The organism is Luteibacter sp. KNZ12-1A (assembly GCF_056755675.1).
This window is the reverse complement of the sequence record NZ_JBPGXU010000007.1, coordinates 24,424-46,487: the sequence shown is the minus strand read 5'-3', so window position 1 is coordinate 46,487 and position 22,064 is coordinate 24,424. Positions and strand designations below refer to the sequence as shown.

Annotated in this window: 22 protein-coding genes; all 22 read left to right on the top strand. The window is 65.9% G+C overall.

What is annotated here, in order from left to right; all coding sequences use genetic code 11:
- Positions 1 to 10 precede the first annotated feature (10 nt).
- Complete coding sequence (gene flgG, locus ACR9ZJ_RS03190) at positions 11 to 796, top strand: flagellar basal-body rod protein FlgG (RefSeq protein WP_481281176.1); 786 nt, start codon at positions 11 to 13, stop codon at positions 794 to 796.
- Between the two features lie 8 nt (positions 797 to 804).
- The gene (flgH, locus tag ACR9ZJ_RS03185; protein WP_481281175.1) at positions 805 to 1,485 is read left to right on the top strand and encodes a flagellar basal body L-ring protein FlgH; all 681 of its coding nucleotides are present in this window, start codon (positions 805 to 807) and stop codon (positions 1,483 to 1,485) included.
- 23 nt (positions 1,486 to 1,508) lie between these two features.
- Complete coding sequence (locus ACR9ZJ_RS03180; RefSeq protein WP_481286878.1) at positions 1,509 to 2,609, top strand: flagellar basal body P-ring protein FlgI; 1,101 nt, start codon at positions 1,509 to 1,511, stop codon at positions 2,607 to 2,609.
- Positions 2,609 to 3,610, top strand: a complete 1,002-nt coding sequence (gene flgJ / locus ACR9ZJ_RS03175) for a flagellar assembly peptidoglycan hydrolase FlgJ (protein ID WP_481286860.1) — start codon at positions 2,609 to 2,611, stop codon at positions 3,608 to 3,610. The genes ACR9ZJ_RS03180 and flgJ overlap by 1 nt, the downstream gene beginning before the upstream one ends.
- A gap of 37 nt (positions 3,611 to 3,647) precedes the next feature.
- Positions 3,648 to 5,522: a flagellar hook-associated protein FlgK gene (gene flgK / locus ACR9ZJ_RS03170; protein ID WP_481286859.1), complete on the top strand. Its 1,875-nt coding sequence runs from the start codon at positions 3,648 to 3,650 to the stop codon at positions 5,520 to 5,522.
- 5 nt (positions 5,523 to 5,527) lie between these two features.
- Positions 5,528 to 6,724, top strand: a complete 1,197-nt coding sequence (flgL, locus tag ACR9ZJ_RS03165; RefSeq protein WP_481281172.1) for a flagellar hook-associated protein FlgL — start codon at positions 5,528 to 5,530, stop codon at positions 6,722 to 6,724.
- Between the two features lie 295 nt (positions 6,725 to 7,019).
- Positions 7,020 to 8,462: a flagellin N-terminal helical domain-containing protein gene (locus ACR9ZJ_RS03160; RefSeq protein ID WP_481286858.1), complete on the top strand. Its 1,443-nt coding sequence runs from the start codon at positions 7,020 to 7,022 to the stop codon at positions 8,460 to 8,462.
- A 139-nt stretch (positions 8,463 to 8,601) separates the two neighbouring features.
- Positions 8,602 to 9,960, top strand: a complete 1,359-nt coding sequence (gene fliD / locus ACR9ZJ_RS03155) for a flagellar filament capping protein FliD (protein WP_481286857.1) — start codon at positions 8,602 to 8,604, stop codon at positions 9,958 to 9,960.
- 22 nt (positions 9,961 to 9,982) lie between these two features.
- Positions 9,983 to 10,399, top strand: coding sequence for a flagellar export chaperone FliS (gene fliS / locus ACR9ZJ_RS03150; protein ID WP_481281169.1), 417 nt, complete (start codon positions 9,983 to 9,985; stop codon positions 10,397 to 10,399).
- The gene (gene fliT, locus ACR9ZJ_RS03145) at positions 10,396 to 10,692 is read left to right on the top strand and encodes a flagellar protein FliT (RefSeq protein WP_481281168.1); all 297 of its coding nucleotides are present in this window, start codon (positions 10,396 to 10,398) and stop codon (positions 10,690 to 10,692) included. Before fliS ends, fliT begins: the two co-directional genes overlap by 4 nt.
- A 29-nt stretch (positions 10,693 to 10,721) precedes the next feature.
- Positions 10,722 to 11,303 (top strand): PilZ domain-containing protein, encoded by a 582-nt coding sequence (locus ACR9ZJ_RS03140; protein ID WP_481286856.1) that lies wholly within the window; start codon positions 10,722 to 10,724, stop codon positions 11,301 to 11,303.
- A 285-nt stretch (positions 11,304 to 11,588) separates the two neighbouring features.
- A complete protein-coding gene (locus ACR9ZJ_RS03135) occupies positions 11,589 to 13,007 on the top strand; it encodes a sigma-54 dependent transcriptional regulator (RefSeq protein WP_481281166.1) in 1,419 nt (472 codons plus the stop codon).
- A gap of 67 nt (positions 13,008 to 13,074) precedes the next feature.
- A complete protein-coding gene (gene fliE / locus ACR9ZJ_RS03130; RefSeq protein ID WP_371022155.1) occupies positions 13,075 to 13,404 on the top strand; it encodes a flagellar hook-basal body complex protein FliE in 330 nt (109 codons plus the stop codon).
- Between the two features lie 37 nt (positions 13,405 to 13,441).
- Positions 13,442 to 15,151, top strand: a complete 1,710-nt coding sequence (gene fliF, locus ACR9ZJ_RS03125; RefSeq protein WP_481286855.1) for a flagellar basal-body MS-ring/collar protein FliF — start codon at positions 13,442 to 13,444, stop codon at positions 15,149 to 15,151.
- Between the two features lie 13 nt (positions 15,152 to 15,164).
- Positions 15,165 to 16,154 carry a flagellar motor switch protein FliG gene (fliG, locus tag ACR9ZJ_RS03120; RefSeq protein ID WP_306852171.1) on the top strand — a complete coding sequence of 330 codons (990 nt, stop codon included), beginning with the start codon at positions 15,165 to 15,167 and terminating at the stop codon, positions 16,152 to 16,154.
- A complete protein-coding gene (locus ACR9ZJ_RS03115) occupies positions 16,154 to 16,819 on the top strand; it encodes a flagellar assembly protein FliH (RefSeq protein WP_481286854.1) in 666 nt (221 codons plus the stop codon). The genes fliG and ACR9ZJ_RS03115 overlap by 1 nt, the downstream gene beginning before the upstream one ends.
- Positions 16,816 to 18,177, top strand: coding sequence for a flagellar protein export ATPase FliI (gene fliI, locus ACR9ZJ_RS03110; protein ID WP_481286853.1), 1,362 nt, complete (start codon positions 16,816 to 16,818; stop codon positions 18,175 to 18,177). Before ACR9ZJ_RS03115 ends, fliI begins: the two co-directional genes overlap by 4 nt.
- Positions 18,177 to 18,629, top strand: a complete 453-nt coding sequence (gene fliJ / locus ACR9ZJ_RS03105) for a flagellar export protein FliJ (RefSeq protein WP_481286852.1) — start codon at positions 18,177 to 18,179, stop codon at positions 18,627 to 18,629. The genes fliI and fliJ overlap by 1 nt, the downstream gene beginning before the upstream one ends.
- Before the next feature lie 5 nt (positions 18,630 to 18,634).
- The gene (locus tag ACR9ZJ_RS03100) at positions 18,635 to 19,732 is read left to right on the top strand and encodes a flagellar hook-length control protein FliK (RefSeq protein ID WP_481286851.1); all 1,098 of its coding nucleotides are present in this window, start codon (positions 18,635 to 18,637) and stop codon (positions 19,730 to 19,732) included.
- Between the two features lie 203 nt (positions 19,733 to 19,935).
- Positions 19,936 to 20,427, top strand: coding sequence for a flagellar basal body-associated FliL family protein (locus tag ACR9ZJ_RS03095; protein ID WP_481281160.1), 492 nt, complete (start codon positions 19,936 to 19,938; stop codon positions 20,425 to 20,427).
- 16 nt (positions 20,428 to 20,443) lie between these two features.
- On the top strand, positions 20,444 to 21,460 hold the full coding sequence (gene fliM, locus ACR9ZJ_RS03090; protein WP_481281159.1) for a flagellar motor switch protein FliM: 1,017 nt from the start codon (positions 20,444 to 20,446) through the stop codon (positions 21,458 to 21,460).
- A gap of 268 nt (positions 21,461 to 21,728) precedes the next feature.
- Positions 21,729 to 22,061, top strand: coding sequence for a flagellar motor switch protein FliN (gene fliN, locus ACR9ZJ_RS03085; RefSeq protein ID WP_306851677.1), 333 nt, complete (start codon positions 21,729 to 21,731; stop codon positions 22,059 to 22,061).
- Positions 22,062 to 22,064 lie beyond the last annotated feature (3 nt).

The window sequence follows — 22,064 nt, the reverse complement described above, 5'->3', positions numbered from 1 at the left end:
GGAGTCAACGATGTTCACGTCCCTCTGGATCGCCAAGACCGGCCTCGATGCGCAGCAGACGCGCATGGATGTCGTATCGAACAACCTGGCCAACACCAACACGACCGCGTTCAAGCGTTCGCGTGCCGAGTTCGAGGACCTGTCCTACCAGAACCGCGGCCAGGCCGGTGCGCAGACGACCGAACAGACCCAGTCCCCCACCGGCTTCATGCTCGGCACGGGCGTGCGCGTGGTCGGCACGCAGAAGATGTTCGAGCAGGGCGGCGTGCAGCAGTCGGACAATCCACTGGACATGCGCATCGAAGGCCGTGGCTTCCTGCAGGTGACCCTGCCCGACGGCACCGTCGGCTATACGCGGGACGGTGCGCTCAAGCAGGACCAGGACGGCCAGATCGTCACCAACGACGGCTACCCGCTGGAGCCTGCGATCACCATTCCCGCGAATGCGAAGACCATCAGCATCGGCACGGACGGCACGGTCAGCGTGACCACGGCCGCCAACGCCACGTCGCAGCAGATCGGCACGATCCAGCTCGCCGATTTCGTCAATCCGGCGGGCCTCGAACCGCGTGGCGACAACCTCTACCTGGAGACGGCCGCCAGCGGCGCGCCGCAGACGGGTACGGCAGGCCTCAACGGCCTCGGCACCATCGAACAGAACTCCCTGGAAACCTCGAACGTCAACGTGGTCGAGGAAATGGTGAACATGATCGAGACGCAGCGCGCCTACGAGATGAACTCGAAGGCGATCTCCGCGGCGGACCAGATGCTCCAGTTCATCTCCAACAAGACCTGAGAAACGTCATGAACCGTTCCCTCGTCCGCCTTCTCGTCGCCACCGTGCCGCTCGCAATGCTCGGCGGCTGCGCCATCGTCCCGCCCACGCCCAAGCCGATGTACACGGCGACGCTTCCCGTCGAGCCGGCGGCGCAGCCGCAGGCCACGGGTTCCATCTACGCCGACCAGCAGTCGATGGAACTGTTCGCCGACCCGCGTGCGCATCGCATCGGCGACATCCTGACCATCACCCTGGTCGAGTCCACGCAGGCCAGCAAGAAGGCCGCGACCAGCACGAACAAGAAGAACGGCAACACCATCTCGTCGCCGACCCTGCTCGGCCAGGGCCTGCGGATCGGTGGCAAGGCCGCCGACAGCTCCCTCTCCAGCAGCAACGCGTTCGCCGGCGACGGCTCCAGCGAGCAGAGCAACCAGCTAACCGGCGAGATCACCGTCACCGTGGCGCAGCGTCTTTCCAACGGCGCGCTGGTGGTTCGTGGCGAGAAGTGGCTGACGATCAACCAGGGCGAGGAACTGGTGCGTATCTCCGGCATCGTGCGTCCGCAGGACATCGGCAACGACAACATCGTCGCCTCCAGCCGCGTGGCCGACGCACGCATCGAGTACGTGGGCAAGGGCACGCTGGCCGATGCGAACACGCGTGGGTGGCTGTCGCGCTTCTTCGATTCGAAGTGGATGCCGTTCTGATGAAGACCGCGCATCGCCTCCGCATGCTCCTTCGCAGCGCCGCCGCCGTGCTGGCCCTGGGCGTCGTGCTGCCCGTGCAGGCCGATCGCATCCGCGACCTCGTGCAGGTGGGCGGCGTGCGCAGCAACCAGTTGATCGGTTATGGGCTCGTCGTCGGCCTCGACGGCAGTGGCGACCAGACCAGCCAGGCACCGTTCACGACGCAGAGCCTGGAGAACATGCTGCAGCAGTTCGGCGTCAACGTGCCTTCCAACGTCCGTCCGCAGCTGAAGAACGCCGCGGCCGTGACGATCACGGCCGAACTGCCGCCGTTCGCCAAGCCCGGCCAACGCATCGACGTGACGGTGGCCTCGATCGGCAACGCCAAGAGCATCCGCGGCGGCGAACTGCTGATGTCACCGCTGAAGGGCGCGGACGGCCAGGTGTATGCCATCGCCCAGGGTAGCGTCGTCGTGGGCGGTGTCAGTGCCCAAGGCAAGAGTGGCTCCAGCGTGCAGGTGAACATCTCCGCCAGCGGCCGTATTCCCGGTGGCGCGAGTATCGAGCGCAGCGTCGCCTCGTCCTTCGACAAGGGCGGCGACCTCATGCTCAACCTCAACACGGCCGACTTCACGACCGCCTCCCGCATCGCCCAGGCGGTGAACCAGAGCTTCGGCGCGGGTACGGCCAACGCCATCGATTCGGCTTCGGTCGCCGTGCGCGCGCCGCTGGACCCCTCGCAGCGCGTGTCGTGGCTGTCCACCATCCAGGCCCTGGAAGTGACCCCGGGCGACGCTCCGGCGCGGATCATCGTCAACTCGCGTACCGGCACGGTCGTGATCGGTTCCGACGTGAAGGTGGGCGCCGCCGCGGTCGCGCACGGTTCCATCCAGGTCACCATCAGCGAGCAACCGCAGGTCAGCCAGCCCGGCGCTTTCAGCCGTGGCCAGACCGCCGTGGTACCCAGCAGCCAGGTGGCGGTGAGCGAGGAAGGCGGTCACATGTTCAAGTTCGGCCCGGGCACCAGCCTGGATGCCATCGTGCGTGCCGTGAACCAGGTGGGTGCGTCGCCGAGTGACCTCATTTCGATCCTGCAGGCGCTGAAACAGTCCGGCGCGTTGCACGCGGAACTGGTGGTGATCTGATGGCCGCCGCCGTCGACACCCAGAGGCTCGGCACTTACACGGACATGTCCGCGTTCGCCGGACTGCGGTCGGCCGCGCAAAAGGATTCCAAGGCGGCCCTGCCGACCGTCGCCAGGCAGTTCGAGTCCATCTTCACCCAGATGATGCTGAAGTCCATGCGTGACGCCAGTGCCGCGATGGGTGACGACATCATGGGCTCGCAAGCGGTCGACGCCTATCGGGACATGTTCGATCACCAGTTGTCGCTCACGCTGTCGCAGGGCAGGGGCATCGGTATCGCCGACATGCTCATCCGCCAGCTGGGCGGCAGCCAGGCGAAGGACGCGTCCTCGAACGACCTGTTTGCCGGCGTCACCGGCGACGCCAGCACCGCCGCCGCCGTCTCGTCGCCTTCCGACCAGGACAGCGGCCTCATGGATTCGCTGGAGCGCATGCTCGGCCGTGCGGGGACGGCCGTGGGCGATGGAGCGAACGCCGTGGCGGGCGCGGTCGGCAAGCTGTCCATCTCCGGTCCGGAGGACTTCGTGCAGAAGCTCGCGCCGCACGCCATCGAGGCGGCGAAGAAGCTCGGTGTCTCCGTGCGCGCGCTGCTGGCGCAAGCCGCCCTGGAAACGGGCTGGGGCAAGCATCTCCCGGCCCAAGGTGGCACCACCAGTTTCAACATGTTCGGCATCAAGGCGGGCAGCAGCTGGGATGGCAAGCGGGTGAACGTGCCGACGCTCGAATACGAGGACGGCGTGGCCGTGCGCCGGAAAGACAGCTTCCGCGCCTACGACTCGCCGGCAGACTCGTTCGAGGACTATGCCGACCTGGTCGCCAACAGTCCGCGCTATGCGGCGGCCGTGGGGCGTGGCGACGACGTGGCCGGCTTCGCGCATGCCCTCGTCAAGGGCGGCTACGCCACCGACCCGAGCTATGCGCAGAAGCTCACCGATATCGCCAACGGCCCGGTGATGAAGCAGGCGCTCGACGCGCTGAAGCACATTGCCGCGGACCTGTAAGACACGGGCCCATGAAAGATCACAAGGAATAACAGCGATGGCCGACCTGCTCTCCACCGGCGTCTCCGGGCTGCTTGCATCGCAAGTCGGCCTGTCCACCGTCGGCCACAACATCAGCAACGTCAACACGGCGGGCTATACCCGGCAGACGACCACGTTCAATGCGCGTGCGCCGCAGTACAACGGCGGCTACTACGTGGGGCAGGGCGCCGATGCGGTAAGCGTCCAGCGCGCCTATAGCCAGTTCCTCACCCAGTCGGTGTGGTCGGCGAATTCCGGCCAGAGCCGAGCCACGCAATATGCCAGCCTCACTGCTTCGGTGAACAACGCGGTCAGCGGCTCGGCCAACCTGCAGAGCGCGCTCGACGGCTTCTTCGGCGCGGTGAGCGACCTGGCCAACGCTCCGGTCGACACCGCGAGTCGCCAGGCCTTGATCGGCAAGGCGAGCACCCTGGTTTCCACGTTCCGCTCGCTGTCGTCGCAGTTCCAGCAGATCGACCAGCAGACCAACCAGGAAATCAGCAACTCGGTCGACAGCATCAACAGCCTGGCGCGAAGCATCGCCGACCTCAATGGACAGATCCAGAAAGCCTACGCGGGCGGCGCCGCGCCCAACGACCTGCTCGACGCGCGTGACCAGGCGATCTCGCAGCTGTCGCAGGTGGTGGGGGTGAACGTCACCCAGGGCAGCGACCACATGGTCACGGTGTCGGTCGGCAACGGCCAGCCCCTGGTCAACGGCACCGATGCGACCAAGTTGAGCACTGCCGCCAACCCTTACGATTCATCGCGCATGGAAGTGGTCGGGCCGGGCGGTTCCATCATCAGTGGTCAGCTCGGTTCGGGATCGCTCGGCGCGACATTCGATTTCCGCACGAACGTGCTCGATCCGGCGCGCAACCAGCTCGGCCGTGCGGCCATCGCCCTCACCGACGCGTTCAACAAGCAGCATGCGCAGGGCATCGACCTCAACGGCGACGCGGGCGGGGACTTCTTCACCATCGGCGATCCGGCGGTGTTCAACAGCACGGGCAATACGGGCAACGCCCAGGTCACGGCGACCGTGACCGACGTGGGCAAGCTCGGCGGCGCCGACTACATCATGCGTTACAACGGAACCGGCTGGTCGGTGACGACGACGGCCGGTGTCACCGTGCCTTCGACGGGCACGGGTGCCGCGGGAGATCCCATCCTCATCGACGGGCTCGCGATCTCGGTGCCGAGCGGCACGCCACAGGCCGGTGACAGCTTCCAGATCCAGCCGACGCGCAACGCCGCGTCCACCATGAGCGTGGCGATCAGCGATACCAGCAAGATCGCCGCATCGGGTCCGTTGGCCGCGACCAAGGCTTCCGGCAATACCGGCAAGGCCACCCTGGGCGCACTCACGGTGACCAATGTCGCCGATCCGGCGTTCAACACCCCGGTCGACATCGTCTTCACCTCGCCGACCACGTACACCGTCAATGGCGGGGCTCCGCAAACCTATGCGGATGGAGACACCATCACAGGCAACGGGTGGACGCTCAAGCTTTCCGGTGTCCCTGCCGCTAACGATACGTTCACCGTGAAGCCGGCGGGTTCCGCCAGCGGTGACAACGGCAATGCGCTTGCGCTCGCGAACGTCGCCAACAAGGGCGTCCTCGACAACGGCGTCACCACGGTGGGCAAGTCCTATAGCCAGCTGATCGCCCAGGTGGGCACGGCGGGCGCGCAGGCGAACACCGCGCTCGACGCCCAGCAGAGCATCCTCGACCAGGCCATGGCATCGCAGCAGAGCCTTTCCGGAGTGAACATGGACGAAGAAGCGGCCAACCTCCTGCGGTTTCAGCAGGCCTATGCGGCATCCGCCCAGGTGATCAACGCGGCGAACACCATCTTCGACTCCCTTATGACCGCCGTGCGGGGCTGACGACCATGCGTATTTCCACTTCCTGGGGCCAGCAGCAAGCCGTCGATTCGATGCTCGACAGGCAGTACCAGATGTCGCAGACCCAGCTCGCGCTGGGCAACGGCAAGGCGATCCAGACACCCGCGGACAACCCCGCGGCCGCCGCGCGCGCCGTCGACACCAATTCCGCCAGTGCGCAGAACGACCAATACACACGCAATATCCAATCGGCCACCACCCGCCTGTCCGTCGAAGAGCAGGCGCTTTCGTCGGCGGGCGATATCCTCGATCGCATTCGTTCGCTCACGCTGGAAGGCATGAATGGCACGCAGACGGACGAATCGAGGCAATCGATCGCGACGGAGTTGCGACAGACGCTGCAACAGCTGGTCGCGCTGGGCAATACGAAGGACGGGCAGGGCGAATACATCTTCGCGGGCAACCGTACCACCACCCAGCCCTTCACCATCGACGGCCTCGACGTGAGCTATGGCGGTGACCAGGGCCAGCGCATGGTCGCCGCGGCGGCGGGCCTGCAGGTCGCCACCGGCGACAACGGCGCCGATGTCTTCATGTCGATCCGCGGCGGCAACGGGACCTTCGTCACCAGCGCGGGTGCCACCAATACCGGCACGGCCGTGGTGGGCGCCACTTCGGTCACCGATGCGAGCGCCTGGGACGGCGGCAGCTACAGCATCACCTTCACCTCGCCCACCGACTACGAGATCCGCGACGTCAACGACCCCACCAATACGGTCATCTCCACGGGAACGTACACGGGCGATACCGGCACCATCGCTTTCAAGGGTGCGCAACTCAATGTCACGGGCAATCCCGCCACGGGCGACACCTTCGCCGTGGGCCCCTCGTCCTCGCAAGACGTCTTCTCCTCGGTGGCCGGCATCATCAACGCCTTCGAAGCACCGGGTGGCGGCGCGGCGATGAACAACCAGATCAACGCGCAGTTGCAGAACCTGGACCAGGCCGCCACCAGCTTCCTCGATACGCGCACGAAGATCGGTGCGCGCATGAACACGCTCGACCAGCAGACGCAGATCGGCGCGGACGTGAAGTTACAGTACGCCAGCACGCTCTCCGACCTGCAGGACCTCGATTACGCCAGCGCCATCAGCAAGTTCACCCAGCAGCAATCCGCGTTGGACGCCGCGCAGCAGTCGTACGTGAAGATGCAGAACCTGAGCTTGTTCAACTACCTCAAATAAGAAACGCGTCAATCCCGTTGCAATGCATGGGAGGCGGCCGCAAGGCCGCCTTTTTTTCTTGCAACGAGGCCTAAACCCGGGGCCGGACGTGCCGATAAGGAACCCTGACAGCGGCCGGCGAGGCGTCATTGGCGGGTGCTGATCAAGAAAGTGGTTGACAGGTAGAAAAAGTTCTCAAGTTTCTTCCCGGCGTGCCGTAAACCTCTCTGAGGCGGAAGGCTTCCCTAACGGAACCCCGCCGGACTACGCCGCACAACCTCCGGCATTTCGGTTCCGCTTACAAAGGATCAATCCCATGGCTCTGACCATCAACACCAACATCATGTCGCTGAATGCTCAGCGTAACCTGAGCACCTCGCAGACGAAGCTGTCGTCGGCCATCGAGCGCCTGTCTTCCGGTATGCGCATCAACAGCGCGAAGGACGACGCCGCCGGCCTCGCCATCTCCACCCGCTTCACCACGCAGATCAACGGCCTGAACCGCGCCGTGCAGAACGCCAACGACGGCATCTCGCTGTCGCAGACGACCGAATCGGCGCTGGATGAAGTCACGAACAACCTGCAGCGCATCCGCGAACTGGCCGTCCAGTCGACCAACGCCTCCAACTCGGACAGCGACCGCGCCGCGCTCGACGCCGAAGTCCAGCAGCGCCTGGCGGAAGTCACGCGTATCGCCACGCAGACCAACTTCAACGGCATGAAGGTCCTCGACGGTTCGGCCAACTCGCTCAGCTTCCAGGTCGGTGCCAACGTCGGTGAAGTGATCACCGTCGGCCTGAACCAGGGCATGAAGGCCAACCAGGTCGGCCAGCTGGCCTCCGGTTCCGCCGCGCTGGCGTTCACGGCCACCGCCGCCTCGGGCGCCGTCACCACGGCCGGCCAGGCCCTGGCCACCGCCGACTTCTCGACCGTGCCTGCCAACTTCACCGTCAACGGCACCGCGGTCAGCCTGACCACGAACCTGACGGATGCCGCTGGCGTCGCCGCCGAAATCAACACGCAGCTGGGCGCTGGCGCCACGGCCACGGCTTCGGTCAACGCCACGACCGGCCGCATCGAGTTCACCAGCACGGCCACGGGCAACACCGCGACGGCTCCGGTCATCGGCGGCGCCAATGCGTCGATCTTCGGCACCACTTCTTCGACCGCTGGCGTCAGCGTCGGCGACAAGGTTCCGGTCACGCTCGCCGCCGGCGCCGTCACCCTGCAGGTCGGTGACAACGCCTCGTTCGACCTCGCCGGCACGTACAACTCGGCGCAGGACCTGGCCGACGCCATCAACGCCAAGTCGGGCCAGGGCATCAATGCCTACGTCGGTTCCGACGGCGCGGTGAAGTTCGCTTCGGCGAAGGCGATCACGGTGGGTGGCACGGCTCCGGCCGACGCTGGCCTGACCGCCGGTACGCTGGCGGTCTCCACGACCGACACCCTGGCCAACTCCTCGGTCAAGACGGTCGACGGCGCCAACCAGACGATCAACCGCATCGATGCGGCCCTGCAGTCGGTCTCTGACCTCCGTTCGGACCTCGGTGCGGTGCAGAACCGCTTCGAGTCGACGATCTCCAACCTGCAGAACATCTCGCAGAACCTGACCTCGTCGAAGTCCGCCATCACGGACGCCGACTTCGCCCAGGAAACGGCGAACATGTCCTCGGCCCAGATCCTGCAGCAGGCCGGCGTCTCGGTCCTCGCCCAGGCGAACCAGGCCCAGCAGATCGTCTCCAAGCTGCTCCAGTAACAGGCGTCACACCGCCAGCCCCGGCCAAGGCCGGGATTGGCAGGGTAATTGCTTAGTTGTCGGCGGTTGGCGCTCGAAAGGGAGCCAGCCGCCGACAAATTGGCGCCCAGGGCAGTGAGGCGTCCTCCAGGAGAGCTTCATGGCCACCAATCCCATCACCCTCGGTTCCAGTTCCATCGACGTCGCCAGCATCGTCACCAACCTGACGAACAACAAGCGCGCGGCGACGGACAGCTCCCTGGCTGCCCAGGTAAGCGCGAACACCACCCAGATTTCCGCGATCGGCAACTTCACCTCGTCGCTGACGAGCTTGCAGAACGCGATGAAGGCACTGACGGACGGTAGCGCGTTCACGACGCAGAAGACCTCCGTCGGTGACTCGACGATCCTTTCCGCCACCGCGGACGCGGATGCCCAGCCGAACACGTACAACATCGTCGTCGGCAAGCTGGCCACCTCGCAGAAAACCACCTCGACGGCCTTTGCCACCAGCAAGACCCAGGTGGGCACCGGCACGCTCACGATCGCCATCGGCGGAAAGTCGATGAGCCTGAACGTCGCATCCGGCGCGAATTCGCTTGAGAACATCCGCGATGCCATCAACAAGGCTTCGGACAATCCCGGCGTTACCGCCAGCATCGTCACGGGTACCGATGGCGCGCACCTCGTACTGACGTCCACCTCCACCGGCGCGGCCAACGCCTTCACGGTGAGTTCCAGCGGTGGTGACGGTAACCTGTCGCAGTTGAACTTCGATCCGTCGACGGATTCCGCGACGGTCAAGGCGCAGGACGCGGAGTTCACGATCGATGGTCTTCCTGCCACGAGCCCGTCGAACACCGTGGCCACCGCCATCGATGGCGTCACCCTCGCCTTGTCCAAGACGGGTACCAGCACTGTCACCATCGCCAACGACCCCACCGCGGTGTCCACGGCCATCACCTCCTTCGTCGCGGCCTACAACGCCTTCGTTTCCACCTACCAGACGCTGACCAAGTACGACGCGACCAATCAGCAGGTCGGCGCCCTCATCGGCGACGCCACGCTGAGTTCGATCAAGAGCCAGATCACCTCCCTGGTCGGCTCGCAGTCCACCGGCACCGGCGCCGGCCCGAAATCGCTCAGCGACCTCGGCGTGGCTTTCCAGATCGACGGCACGTTGAAGTTCGATTCGACCAAGCTGATCAAGGCGCTCGCGACCAATCCCAAGGAAACCCAGGGCCTGATCAGCGGCAGCGATGGCATCGCGCCCAGGCTGGACAAGCTGATCACCAGCTGGACCTCGTCCAGCGGCATCCTGACCCAGCGCACGGCCAACCTGAACAAGAAGGCCAAGGATCTCACCCAGCAGCAAACGGACTTCAACGTCACGATGAAGGCCTATTCCGACCGCCTGACCAAGCAGTACACGGCGCTCGACACGATGATGACCAAGCTCAGCAACACCAGCAGCTTCCTCCAGCAGCAGTTCGACGCGTTGACCACCAGCAAGAGCTGACGGCTTCTCCAGGAAAAGACTCATGGCACTCGGATATTCCCAGGGCGCAGGCGCCTACAAGCAGGTCCGTACGCAAGGCGGCATCGAAACCGCCGACCCGCACGGCCTTATCACCATGCTGATGGACGGTGCGCTGGAGAAGATCCGCTTCGCCCTCGGACACATGGTGACCGGGAATGTGGCCGGCAAAGGCGAGGCCATCTCGAAGGCCATCGAAATCGTCGGCGCGTTGCAGTCGGCCCTGAACCACGAGGTGAAGTCGCCGCTGGTGGGGCAACTGGATAGCCTGTACGACTACATGAGCCGCCGCCTCTTGCACGCCAACCTGCACGACGATGCGGACGCCCTGGACGAGGTGACTCGCCTGCTCGGGCAGATCCGCGAGAGCTGGATCGCGATTCCCGTCGAGGCCCGTCAACCCGCCGGAGTGGGCGCGTGACCGGCGTCGTCTGGTGCGACCTCGACCGCGCCCTTGGCCTGACCGAGGCCATGCATGCCGCGGCCAGCGAAGGACGTTGGGACGAGCTGGCGGAACTGGAGGCCGAGCGCGAGCCCGTCCTCAGGGGCGGCAGCATGCGTCCCGCGCCGGAAACCCTGGAGTCGTTGAAGTCCATCATGTTGCTCGACGGCCTCATCAAGGATCTCGTCTCCGTGGCCCGCGACGAGGTTTCCGTCGCGTGGGACGCTTCCCGCCGGGTACGCCGGGCCGTGGCCGCGTATAGTTCCTTCTGAGCGTTGATCTTCGGCAGGGGGTGGGGCGGATGAGCGGCGAAGACTGGCAGGCATTCTCCGATCGCGTCGCCTGGGACGCGGCGTTCCACGCCACTTGCGATGCCGTCGAGCGGCCGGACGCCGCCGCGCTGTCCCTCATCAACGACCGCAACGCCAGCGTCCTGGTCGCGGTGTCGGCGCTCATGGATCGCCGCAGCGATCCCGTCGAGGACGACAGCCCGCTTTCCCAGGAAGTGGCCCGGCTCGACGCCAAGCTCAATGTCCTGATGGAGATCGTGAACCGGCTCCTGCTTCCCCAGTCGGGCTTGCCGCCACGCATGCCGCTGCGTTTCAACGCGGCCGGTGCCGTACTGCCCTTGCACGGTTTGCCACCCGTAGGCCAGCCTGTCCTGCTCAAGATCCATTTCGACGTATGTCGCGCGCTGCCTCTGGAACTACCCGGCGTACGCTTGGCCGGCCCGCAGGACGGCAAGGGATTCATCGGTTTCGAGGGCTTGTCCGAAGCCGTGCGGGATGGCCTGGAGCGGCTGGTTTTCCGCCAGCACCGGCGGCAGATCGCCGAAGCACGGGCCCAGGCCCGCCCTGCGGAAGGCGCCGCGGACGCGATGTGACCTTTTACGTCACGTGACGTCCAAACGTCGCGTGGCGTCCCGCGTCACATTCGTGACGCCTGTCGTCACGATTGACACCAGGCGCCCTCCCGCTCGTCCGGCAGTGATCGAAAGGGATTCCGCGTACATCCGGAAGGGTCGCGGTAGCACATGCATTTCAGCCGTCGTGCGCCGGATTTCCGACGTTGGCACGCTCTTTGATTGATACCTTGCAACGAGGTCGACGGAATTCCATCGCGGAACCGTTTCCAGACCTTCGACCACACGTCATGCGAGGTACTCCAGGTGAAGTCTTCCAATTTTCTCGTTGTCGAATCCGACACCGCCCGCGCCGACAGCATCGTTTCCGCGCTGGCCTTCCTCGGCTACCGTCCGGTGCTGGCCAAGCAGATGCAGTTGGCCGAAGCATCGGAAAACTGGCGCGGTGCCTATGTGGGCATGGTGGACGACGAGAACGAACTGGAAGGCTACCTTTCCTTGCTCGGGCGTGGCGGCCGCCAACTGCCGCTGCTGGTCGCGGCGGATTCCCCGCTGGCCACTTCGCTGATCGCCGATGACGTGCGCAGCCAGCATGTGGAACTGGTGGACATGCCGCTGCGTTACGAGCGCCTGTCCGAAGCCTTGCGCGCCCTGCAGTCGCGCATGGAACCGATGCCGTCCAGCCGCCGCTTCGTCGGCCAGTCCGGTCCGATGCAGCGCGTGAACGCGCTGATTCGCCAGGTCGCTCCATTCGATTCCAGCGTGCTGGTGCTGGGTGAGTCCGGCAGCGGCAAGGAGCTGGTCGCCCGCACCATCCACGATTGTTCGCCGCGCCGCGACAAGCCCTTCGTCGCCATCAACTGCGGTGCGATCCCCGCCGAGCTGCTCGAAAGCGAATTGTTCGGCCACGAGAAGGGCGCCTTCACCGGCGCGATCAGCACCCGCAAGGGCCGTTTCGAAATGGCCGAGGGCGGCACGCTCTTCCTGGACGAGATCGGCGACATGAGCCTGCCGATGCAGGTGAAGCTGCTGCGCGTGTTGCAGGAGCGCGTGTTCGAGCGGGTGGGCGGGAATCGTCCGCAGCGTTGCGACGTGCGCATCATCGCCGCCACCCACCGCGACCTCGAGGACGCCATCGAGCGCGGCGGCTTCCGCGAAGACCTCTTCTATCGCCTGAGCGTGTTCCCGCTGGAGATGCCGCCGTTGCGCCAGCGCCTCGAAGACCTGCCGGCACTGATCTCCGAATTCAACCAGCGCCTGGTCCATCGCGGGCTATCGTCGATCCGCTTCTCGCCGAGCGCCATGGGCGCCCTGTGCCGCTACGGCTGGCCGGGCAACGTGCGCGAATTGTCGAACCTGGTCGAGCGGATGGCCATTCTCATGCCGCACGGCGAGGTACGCGCGGCCGACCTTCCGGAGAAGTACCGGGGTGTCCTGCCGGTCGAGGAAGTATCGGGCGCGGCGCTCATCGCGATGATGGAAGCCGGGCCGGAAATCGCCGAGACCTTCGGCTATGCCGGCGAAGGCGACCCTTCGGTCCTGCCCCAGGGTGGCCTGGACCTCAAGGATCACCTTGCCGGCATCGAGATCGGCCTGATCCGCCAGGCGTTGAACTCCGCCAACGGCGTCGTCGCCCACGCGGCCAAGCTGCTCCGTGTCCAGCGCACCACGCTGGTCGAGAAATTGCGTAAGTACGGCTTGTCCGAGACGGTCCAGGCCGGCTGATCCCTCGACGCTTGGCACAGGTCGTGCATCGGGTGACGCAAAGCCGATAACGCGTTGGAAAACCGTCATGACCACGATCGACGTCAACAGCCTCCTGCTCCAGATGCGCCGTATCAGTGCGCAGACCGAGATGCCCGCCCTGCGCGGCGTAGGCGAAGCCGCCCCAGCGGCGAAGGGTTCGTTCGGCGACCTGCTCAAGCAATCGATCGACGGCGTGGCGCAGAGCCAGGACAAAGCCAGAAAAATGGCGACGGCATTCGAGCGCGGCGATCCGGGCGTCGATCTCGCCCAGGTGATGATCCAGGGGCAGAAAGCCGATCTCTCGTTCCGCGCGATGACCGAAGTGCGCAACAAGATGGTCGATGCCTACAAAGAAATCATGAACATGTCGATCTGATTCGGCATGAGCGCAATGACAGGATTCGAGTCGAACCATGGCAGATAACGGCGTAGCCACCACGGACAGCCATAACGCGTCACGCATGGACTCGCTGAAGTCGCTGGCGCAGACGCCCGCGGCGCGGCAGATCTTCATGCTGGCCGGTATCGCCGGTGCCGTCGCCATCGGCATCGCCGCGGTGATGTGGTCGCGTGCGCCGAACTACGGGCTGCTCTACGGCGGCCTGGAGCAGAAGGATGCCGCCGCCGTCACCCAGGCGCTGCAGGCAGGCAACACGCCTTATACGCTGAGTTCGGACGGCAGCTCGATCTTCGTGCCTGCCGCCGATGTCGCCGGCGTCCGCCTCAAGCTCGCTGGCCAGGGACTGCCGCAGGGCAGCGCCGCCAGCGCCGTTCCGCAGGCCGATTCGCCGTTCGGCATGAGTGACATGGCAGAACGTTCGCGCTACCAGTCGCTGCTCGAGAACGACCTGTCCAATACGATCGCCGGCCTGCAATCCGTGCGCGCGGCGCGCGTCCACCTGGCCTTGCCCAAGCCGTCCGCCTTCATTCGCGACAACAAGCCGGCCAGCGCCTCGGTGGTCGTCACCTTGTATCCGGGCCGGCAACTCGACCAGGGCCAGGTGGCCGCCATCGTCCACCTCATCGCCGCCAGCGTGCCCGACCTCGATACCCGCCAGGTTTCGGTGATCGACCAGGGTGGCAACCTTCTCACCGTGAGCGATCCGGACAGCGCCTCGGCCATCGGCGACAGCCGGCTTCGCCTGTCCAATCGCATCGAAGCCACGTACACGCAGCGCGTCGAAGACCTGCTCACCCCGCTCGTGGGCGCGGGCAAGGTGCGCGCCCAGGTCTTCGCCGACCTCGACTTCTCGCAGACCGAGAAAGCCAGCGAGACCTTCAACCACGACAATCCGGCGCTGCGCAGCGAGCAGACCAACAGCGACACGCGCACCGAGCCGGCGAACAACGGCGGCGTACCGGGCGCGTTGAGCAACCAGCCGCCGAACACCGGCGCCAACGCGACGGCGGCCAATCCCGCCGCGGGTGGCGCCAAGCCCGGGACGCAGGCGTCAGCCACGCAGACCGCGCAGACGCCGACGCAGCAGACACAGAGCGCCACGCGCAATTACGAACTCGACCGCACGGTAAGCCATGTCACCGATCCGGCGGGCAAGGTCGCGCGCCTCTCGGTCGCCGTGGTGGTCGACAACAAGCAGATGCCCGACAAGGACGGCAAGACCAAGAGCGTGCCGTTCACGCCGGAGGAACTGTCGCGCCTGACCGAACTCACCAAGAACGCCGTGGGCTTCAGCACCGAGCGCGGCGACAGTGTCAGCGTGATCAACGAACCGTTCCATGGCGCCACCGCGGAAGAAGCGCCGGTCAGCGCGCCTTTCTGGGAGCGCCCGGGCATGCTCGACCTGATCAAGCAGGGCCTGGGCGTGATGATCGCGCTGCTGGTGGGGTTCTTCGTCCTGCGTCCGATCCTCAAGGGACTGTTGAAGCCCACCCCGCTGGCCATGAACAACGTCGCGCTGGCGGGACCGATGCCGAGTGTCTCGGTGATGGTCGATGACGACGACATGACGCCCGACCGTGTCAGTACGTCCCACGCCCAACTCGGCTCGCCCGCGTTGCTGGCCTACGAACAGAAGGTGGGCCTTGCCAAGCGCATGGCCGCCGAAAATCCGAAACAGGTGGCGCAAGTCGTGAAGAGCTGGGTGTCCGACGATGGCGGCTGAACAGAAAGAGGCCCTGACGGGCGCGCAAAAAGCGGCGATCCTGCTTCTCACCCTGGGTGAGGAAGACGCGGCGTCCATCCTGAAACACCTCGGCGCGCGCGACGTGCAAGCCGTGGGCACGGCGATGGCCGCGTTGAAGAACGTGACCAAGGAACAGGTGGACCTGGTCCTCACGAAACTCCAGGAAGACGTCGGCCAGCACACGTCGATCGGGGTCGGTACCGAGGAATACATCCGCCGCATCCTGGTCAACGCATTGGGCGAAAACAAGGCCGGTGGCCTCATCGACCGTATCCTCCTGGGCCGAAGCAGCAAGGGCCTGGAATCGTTGAAATGGATGGAAAGCCGGGCCATCGCCGAGATGATCGGCCAGGAGCACCCGCAGATCATCGCGCTGGTGCTGGCCCACCTCGAGTCCGACCAGGCGGCGGAAGTGATCGGTTACCTTCCCGTGCGCACGCGCAGCGACGTGGTGATGCGCATCGCCACGCTCGACGGCGTGCAGCCGCACGCCCTGAACGAACTGGACGAGATCATGGAGCGCCAGTTCTCGGGTAATTCGAACAAGCTGAAGTCGGCGAGCGTGGGCGGCCTCAAGGCGGCGGCCGATATCCTCAACGCGATGGAAACCTCGCGCGAAGCCGAGCTGATGGCCTCCATCCGCGGCATCGACTCGGGTCTGGGTGAACGCATCGAGGAACTGATGTTCGTGTTCGACGACCTCGCCGAACTGGACGACCGCAGCATGCAGACGCTGTTGCGCGAGGTTCCGTCGGCGCGCCTCATCACCGCGCTCAAGGGCGCGGAATCGGCGATCCGAGAAAAGATCTTTTCCAACATGTCCAAGCGTGCCGCCGACATGCTGCGCGACGACCTCGAGGTCAAGGGTCCCGTGCGTCTTTCCGAGGTCGACGCGGCACAGAAGGAAGTGCTGGCCACGGCGCGGCGTCTCGCTGACGCGGGCCAGATCAACCTTGCCGGCGGCGGCGAAGAATTCGTCTGATGAGCCTGACCTCCATCCTCGCACGCGAGCGCGTGGGCCAGTTCGAACGCTGGGAACTTCCCGTCGTCGGCGCGCCCGATGTGTCGAATGCGCGCGACGAGACGGCGGACGAAGGCCCGCAGCGGCCGACCGTCGCGGAGATAGAGGCGATAGAACGGCAGGCGCGCGAGGAAGGCTTCAATGCGGGCCTGAACGAAGGCCGCGCGATGGCGAAGCGCGAACTCGCCGCACAGGTGGCGCGACTCGACGCCTTGTTCGCGGCGGTGGAGAGGCCGTTCGCCGAACTGGATAGCGACGTGGCAGGCGACCTGGCCATGTTGGCCACGGTGATCGCCGAGCGCGTGCTGGGCTACGAGATAGCGACGCGGCCGGAAAAGATCCTCGATGTGGTGCGCCAGGCGGTCGATGCACTCCCGGCGGCCACGCGTCACCTGAAGATCCACCTGAACCCGGCCGACGCCGCCATCGTGCGCGAGCACCGCTCGTCACTGGACCACGAAGGCACGGTGGTCGACGACCCGGCGCTGGAACGCGGCGACGTACGCCTCGAAAGCGAGCACTCGCGACTCGATGCCCGCGTGCGCACCCGTCTCGCGGCCGTGGTCGACAGCGTGCTGCAGGGGCAGGGCGATACCTCCATCGATGACGGGGCGGCCTCGTCATGAGCACGGCCGACCACGTCGCCGCGCGCAACGCGCATTGGCGCGAATCGCTGGCGGCCCAGCGTGCCAGCGCCGAGCACGTGCGTCCGTTGCAGGCCGAAGGCAAGCTGCGCCGTGTCGTCGGGCTGACGCTCGAGGCGGTGGGTTGCGAGGCGCCGGTCGGTGCCCGTTGCATGGTCGCGGGCGCCGACGGCAAGCAGCTGGAAACCGAGGTGGTCGGGTTTTCGGACGGACGCCTGTTATTGATGCCCACGGGCGAAATGCACGGCGTGTTGCCGAACGCGCGGGTCATCCCGGTGGCCTCGGTCTCGGGTATTCCGGTGGGCGATTCGCTGCTTGGCCGGGTGATCGGGCCGGATGGCGTTCCGCTGGACGGGCAGGGTCCCTTGCTCGCGCGCGAACGCGCGCCGTTGCGTCGCGATCCGATCAATCCCATGCTCCGCCAGCCGATCGACACCCCCCTGGATACCGGCGTGCGGGCGATCAACGCCCTGCTCACGGTGGGCCGCGGTCAACGTATCGGCCTGTTCGCCGGCTCGGGCGTCGGCAAGTCGACCTTGATGGGAATGATGACCCGCTTCACCAACGCCGATGTCGTCGTGGTGGGCCTGATCGGCGAACGCGGCCGCGAGGTGAAGGAGTTCGTCGACCATACGCTGGGCGAGGAAGGCCGCCGTCGCGCCGTCGTCGTCGCCGCACCGGCGGATGCCCCGCCGCTGTCGCGCCTGCGTGGCGCGCAGGTGGCCACCGCCGTCGCGGAGCACTTCCGCGACCAGGGCAAGCGCGTGCTGTTGCTCATGGATTCGCTCACCCGTTACGCCCAGGCGCAGCGTGAGATCGCGTTGGCCATCGGTGAGCCCCCGGCCACGAAAGGTTACCCGCCGTCGGTGTTCGCGATGTTGCCCGCACTGGTCGAGCGGGCAGGCAACGACGCGGAAGGGCGCGGCTCGATCACCGCGTTCTATACCGTGCTCACGGAGGGCGACGATTACCGCCACGATCCGATCGCCGATTCCGCGCGGGCCATCCTGGATGGCCACATCGTCTTGTCGCGCGACCTGGCCGAGGCCGGACACTATCCCGCGATCGATATCGAGGCATCGATCAGCCGCGTCATGCCCGCCGTGGTCGGCAAGGAACACATGCGGTCGGCACAGCGCTTTCGCCAGGTGTATTCGGCGTATCGCCAGCAGCGTGACCTGATTGCCGTGGGCGCCTACCAGAAAGGTAGCGATCCGCGTACCGACGAAGCCATCGCGCTCTATCCGCGGCTTTCGGCCTTCCTGCAACAGGAGACCGAGGTGCCGGTGAACCTCCAGGAGGCCGAAGCAGGCCTCGCCGAAACCACGGAGGCCGGTTGATGGCCTCGCGCGCCGATCGCCTCCAGCCCGTCGTCGACCTGGCTACCGAGCGGGCAGAGGGCGCCACGCGCGCGCTGGCCGTGCAGCAGCACGCGCTCGCCGATGCGGAGCGTCAGTTGACGGAACTGCGTCGCTACAGGAACGAGTACGCCGAGATGCCCGATGGCATCGGCGTGAGCGCCTTGCTCAACCGGCAACAATTCCTGCAGAAGATCGACATGGCCATCGTGCAGCAACTGGGTGAGGTGCAGCGCCGTGAACGCGCGCTCGAACGGGCGCGCCTGGATTGGACCGAGGCGCGTGGCCGTGCCAAGGCACTGGATTCGGTCACCACGAAATATCGCGAGCAGGAACGCAAGACGCAGGACCGCCGCGAGCAGGAACAGGCCGACGAACGCTCGCAATATCGACGCCAGCCACGTCCATCCACGCCGACCGATGTGAACGAGTAATCCGTATGAACAACGCCACGCTCACCGTCAACGTTTCCCGTCCCGCCGCCCCGGCCGTTCCACCGGCAGCCGGCCGTGACGCGGACGGTACGCCCCCGTCGAAGCGCTTCGATGCCGCGCTGGACGCCGCGCACGCCGGCGCGCGCGATTCGCACAAGCAGGCGAAGGAACCCGCGGCAAGTGACGATGCCGCACCGGTGGCGAAGGCCGCCACCGCGAAGGACGCCATGCGCGACACGGATGAACCGCCGGCGAAGAAGGACGACAAGCCCGCGGACGACGCGTCGATCGCCGCCACCATGCTGTCGCTGATCGGCGTGCCGCCGAAGGTGACCGACGTGGCGACGAAGGCGCTCGGTACGCTGAAGGATGGAGCGGCCGTCGCTGGCGAGGCGCTCGGTTCGGCCGCCGCATTGGCCGGTGCCTTGCCGGGAACGGAAGCGGCGATGGATGAAGCGGCCGCGCTGAAGGACGGCGCCCAGGCTCCGCTCGGTGCCGCCGCTCCGGCGGGCTCCTTCGGTGGCGGCGTGGCCGCCGCCATCGCCTCGCCGTTCGCTTCGCTGCTGGCGGCATCGGGCGATGCTCCGGCGGTGAAGGACGATGCTTCGCCGGCCGCCGATGCCGTCAGTCCCATGCCCCTCGCACATGCGCAAGGACTCGACCAGGGCGGCGTGCCCGCCGTGCAGGTGCAGGCCACGCAGCCGGCCACCTCGCCGCAGTTCGCCCAGGAACTCGGCGAGCAGGTCGCATGGATGGGCTCCGGGCAGGTCAAGGAGGCCCGGATCAAGCTTCACCCGGAAGAACTCGGCAGCATGGATGTACGTGTCAGCCTGGAGGGCGGCAAGGTCAACGTCGCGATCCTGGCGCAGCACCCGGCGGCGGTACACGCTGTCCAGCAGACGCTGTCGCAGTTGGACAGCATGCTCGCCCATCACGGTCTTTCGCTGGGACAGGCCGATGTCGGCCAGCGCCAGGCGGAACACGGTGGCGAGAACGGGGGGCAGGGCACGGCGGGTCAGGCCAACGACACCGAGGCGACCGGTGTCGCCGCCACGGCGGTCACCTCGCGCGTTTCCCGCGGACTGGTCGATGAAGTCGCCTGACGCGCTGTCGACGTAAAGCCGACGAGCGTCAAATTGTCGACCTGATTATGAGGGGCGCCGCCCGGCGAATCGCACCACGGCGCCCTGTATCGGTTTGAAAGACGGCTCGTCCGGATGGCACGCCGTTTGCAACACCCGCATCATTGACGGTACGTCCCAGGGCGTCATCGTCACAGCATTCCGTATCGAGAGGTTTTTCACGCATGGCCGCAGCACCGAAAGAAGCCGAAGGGACTCCCAGCAAAAAGAAGAAGGGCAGCCTGCTCCTCATCGGCGCGCTCGTCGTCCTGGCCGCCGGTGGCGCCGGTGGCTGGTTCATGCTGAAAGGCGGCCATGGCAAGCCGGGTGAAGATGCCGCCGAGGCGGCCAGGTCGAAGCCGGCGGTCTATCTCCAGCTCGATCCCGCCTTCGTGGTCAACTTCCAGGACGAGGCGGCGCTGCGTTTCCTCCAGGTGGGCGTGAATGTGATGTCGCACGATCCGGAAGCGATCGCCGCCGCCAGGCAGGCCGACCCGGAGATCCGCAACGCGTTGCTGATGCTGTTCTCGGCCCAGGACATGAAGTCGCTGTCCGACGTGAAGGGCAAGCAGAAGCTCCAGGCCGCCGCACTGGCCGAGATCCAGCGCGTGCTGAAGGAAAAGATCGGGCGCCCGGGCGTGGACGCGGTCTATTTCACCAGCTTCATCATGCAGTGATGGGAACCTCGCGGCCATGACGGACATCCTTACCCAGGACGAAATCGATGCCCTCCTGGCGGGCGTGGAAGGTGGCGCGGTCGAGACCGAGGTCGATCTTCCGCCGCCCGGTGGCATCCTCGACTACGATTTCACCCAGCAGGATCGCATCGTCCGCGGTCGCCTGCCCACGCTGGAAATGGTCAACGACCGTTTCGCCCGCTACTTCCGCGCCAACCTGTTCAACGTGCTGCGCAAGTCGTGCGAAGTGTCGGTCCTTGGCGTGAGGATGACCAAGTTCAACGAGTACGTGCATTCGCTGGCGGTACCGAGCAACCTCAACCTCATTCGCATCAAGCCCCTGCGTGGCACCGCCCTGATGGTGTTCGAGCCGCGCCTGGTCTTCACCGTCATCGACAATTTCTTCGGCGGTGACGGCCGCTACCACGCCCGCATCGAGGGTCGCGACTTCACGCCGACCGAGAACCGGGTGATCCAGATCGTGCTCCAGGAGGCATTCGGCGCCATGGCCGAGGCCTGGGCACCGGTATTGAAGATGCACTTCGAGTTCCTGAATTCGGAGATCAACCCGCAGTTCGCCAATATCGTGAGCCCCACCGAGACGGTGGTGGTGTCGCGGTTTCATATCGAACTCGACGGCGGTGGCGGCGAAGTGCACCTGACCCTGCCGTATTCGATGGTCGAGCCGATTCGCGAGCTGCTCGACGCGGGCGTGCAGAGCGACCGCGCCGAACGCGACGACCGCTGGATCCAGAACCTGCACGAGGAACTCCTCGATGCGGAAGTGGAAGTCACCGCCATGCTGGCCGAGGCGCGCCTGACCATCGGCGACTTCCTGCACCTGCGCAAGGGCGACATCATCCCGATCAACCTGCCCGAGACGGCCACGGTGTTCGCCGAGGATGTACCCATCTTCCGTGGCCGCATGGCCAATTCCAGCGGCAACAAGGCGATCCAGTTCGAATCGCTGCTCCGCCGCACGGCCCCCCGTTCGACCACGGTCCCCACCCCGCCGACCACCGAACCGGCCTGACACCGTTGTGGGAGCCGCTTCAGCGGCGATCCGCCGGCAGGCGGCATACCCCCTCATGCCGCCAATGGTCCGTCACGGTGACTAACTGCCGTCGAGCGTCAGCTTTCCGTCTGCCGCTACAGGTCACTCGCTCACCGCGGTCCCGACTTCACCACTAAGTACCTGATCCGTCTAGCCGACATCACCGTTCCACCGTCATCCACCGCATGGCACGCGGCTTGCTTCACAGGGCTTCGAACCCCTCTGCAACGCAAAACACTGGAACGACATGAACGCCACGCTCGACGAAATCGAAAACGCCAACGATGCCACGCTGGCCTCGTCCATCGGCCTCGGCAACGAAGTGAACCTCGACGTCATCCTCGACGTCCCGGTCACCATGGCCATGGAAGTGGGCCGGACCAAGATCAGCATCCGCAACCTGCTCCAGCTCAACCAGGGTTCCGTCGTGGAACTCGACCGCGCCGCCGGTGAACCGCTCGACGTGTTCGTCAACGGCACCCTCGTCGCCCATGGCGAAGTCGTCGTCATCAACGAGAAGTTCGGTATCCGGCTGACCGACGTCATCAGCCCGGCCGAGCGCGTCCGCAAGCTTCGGTGATTC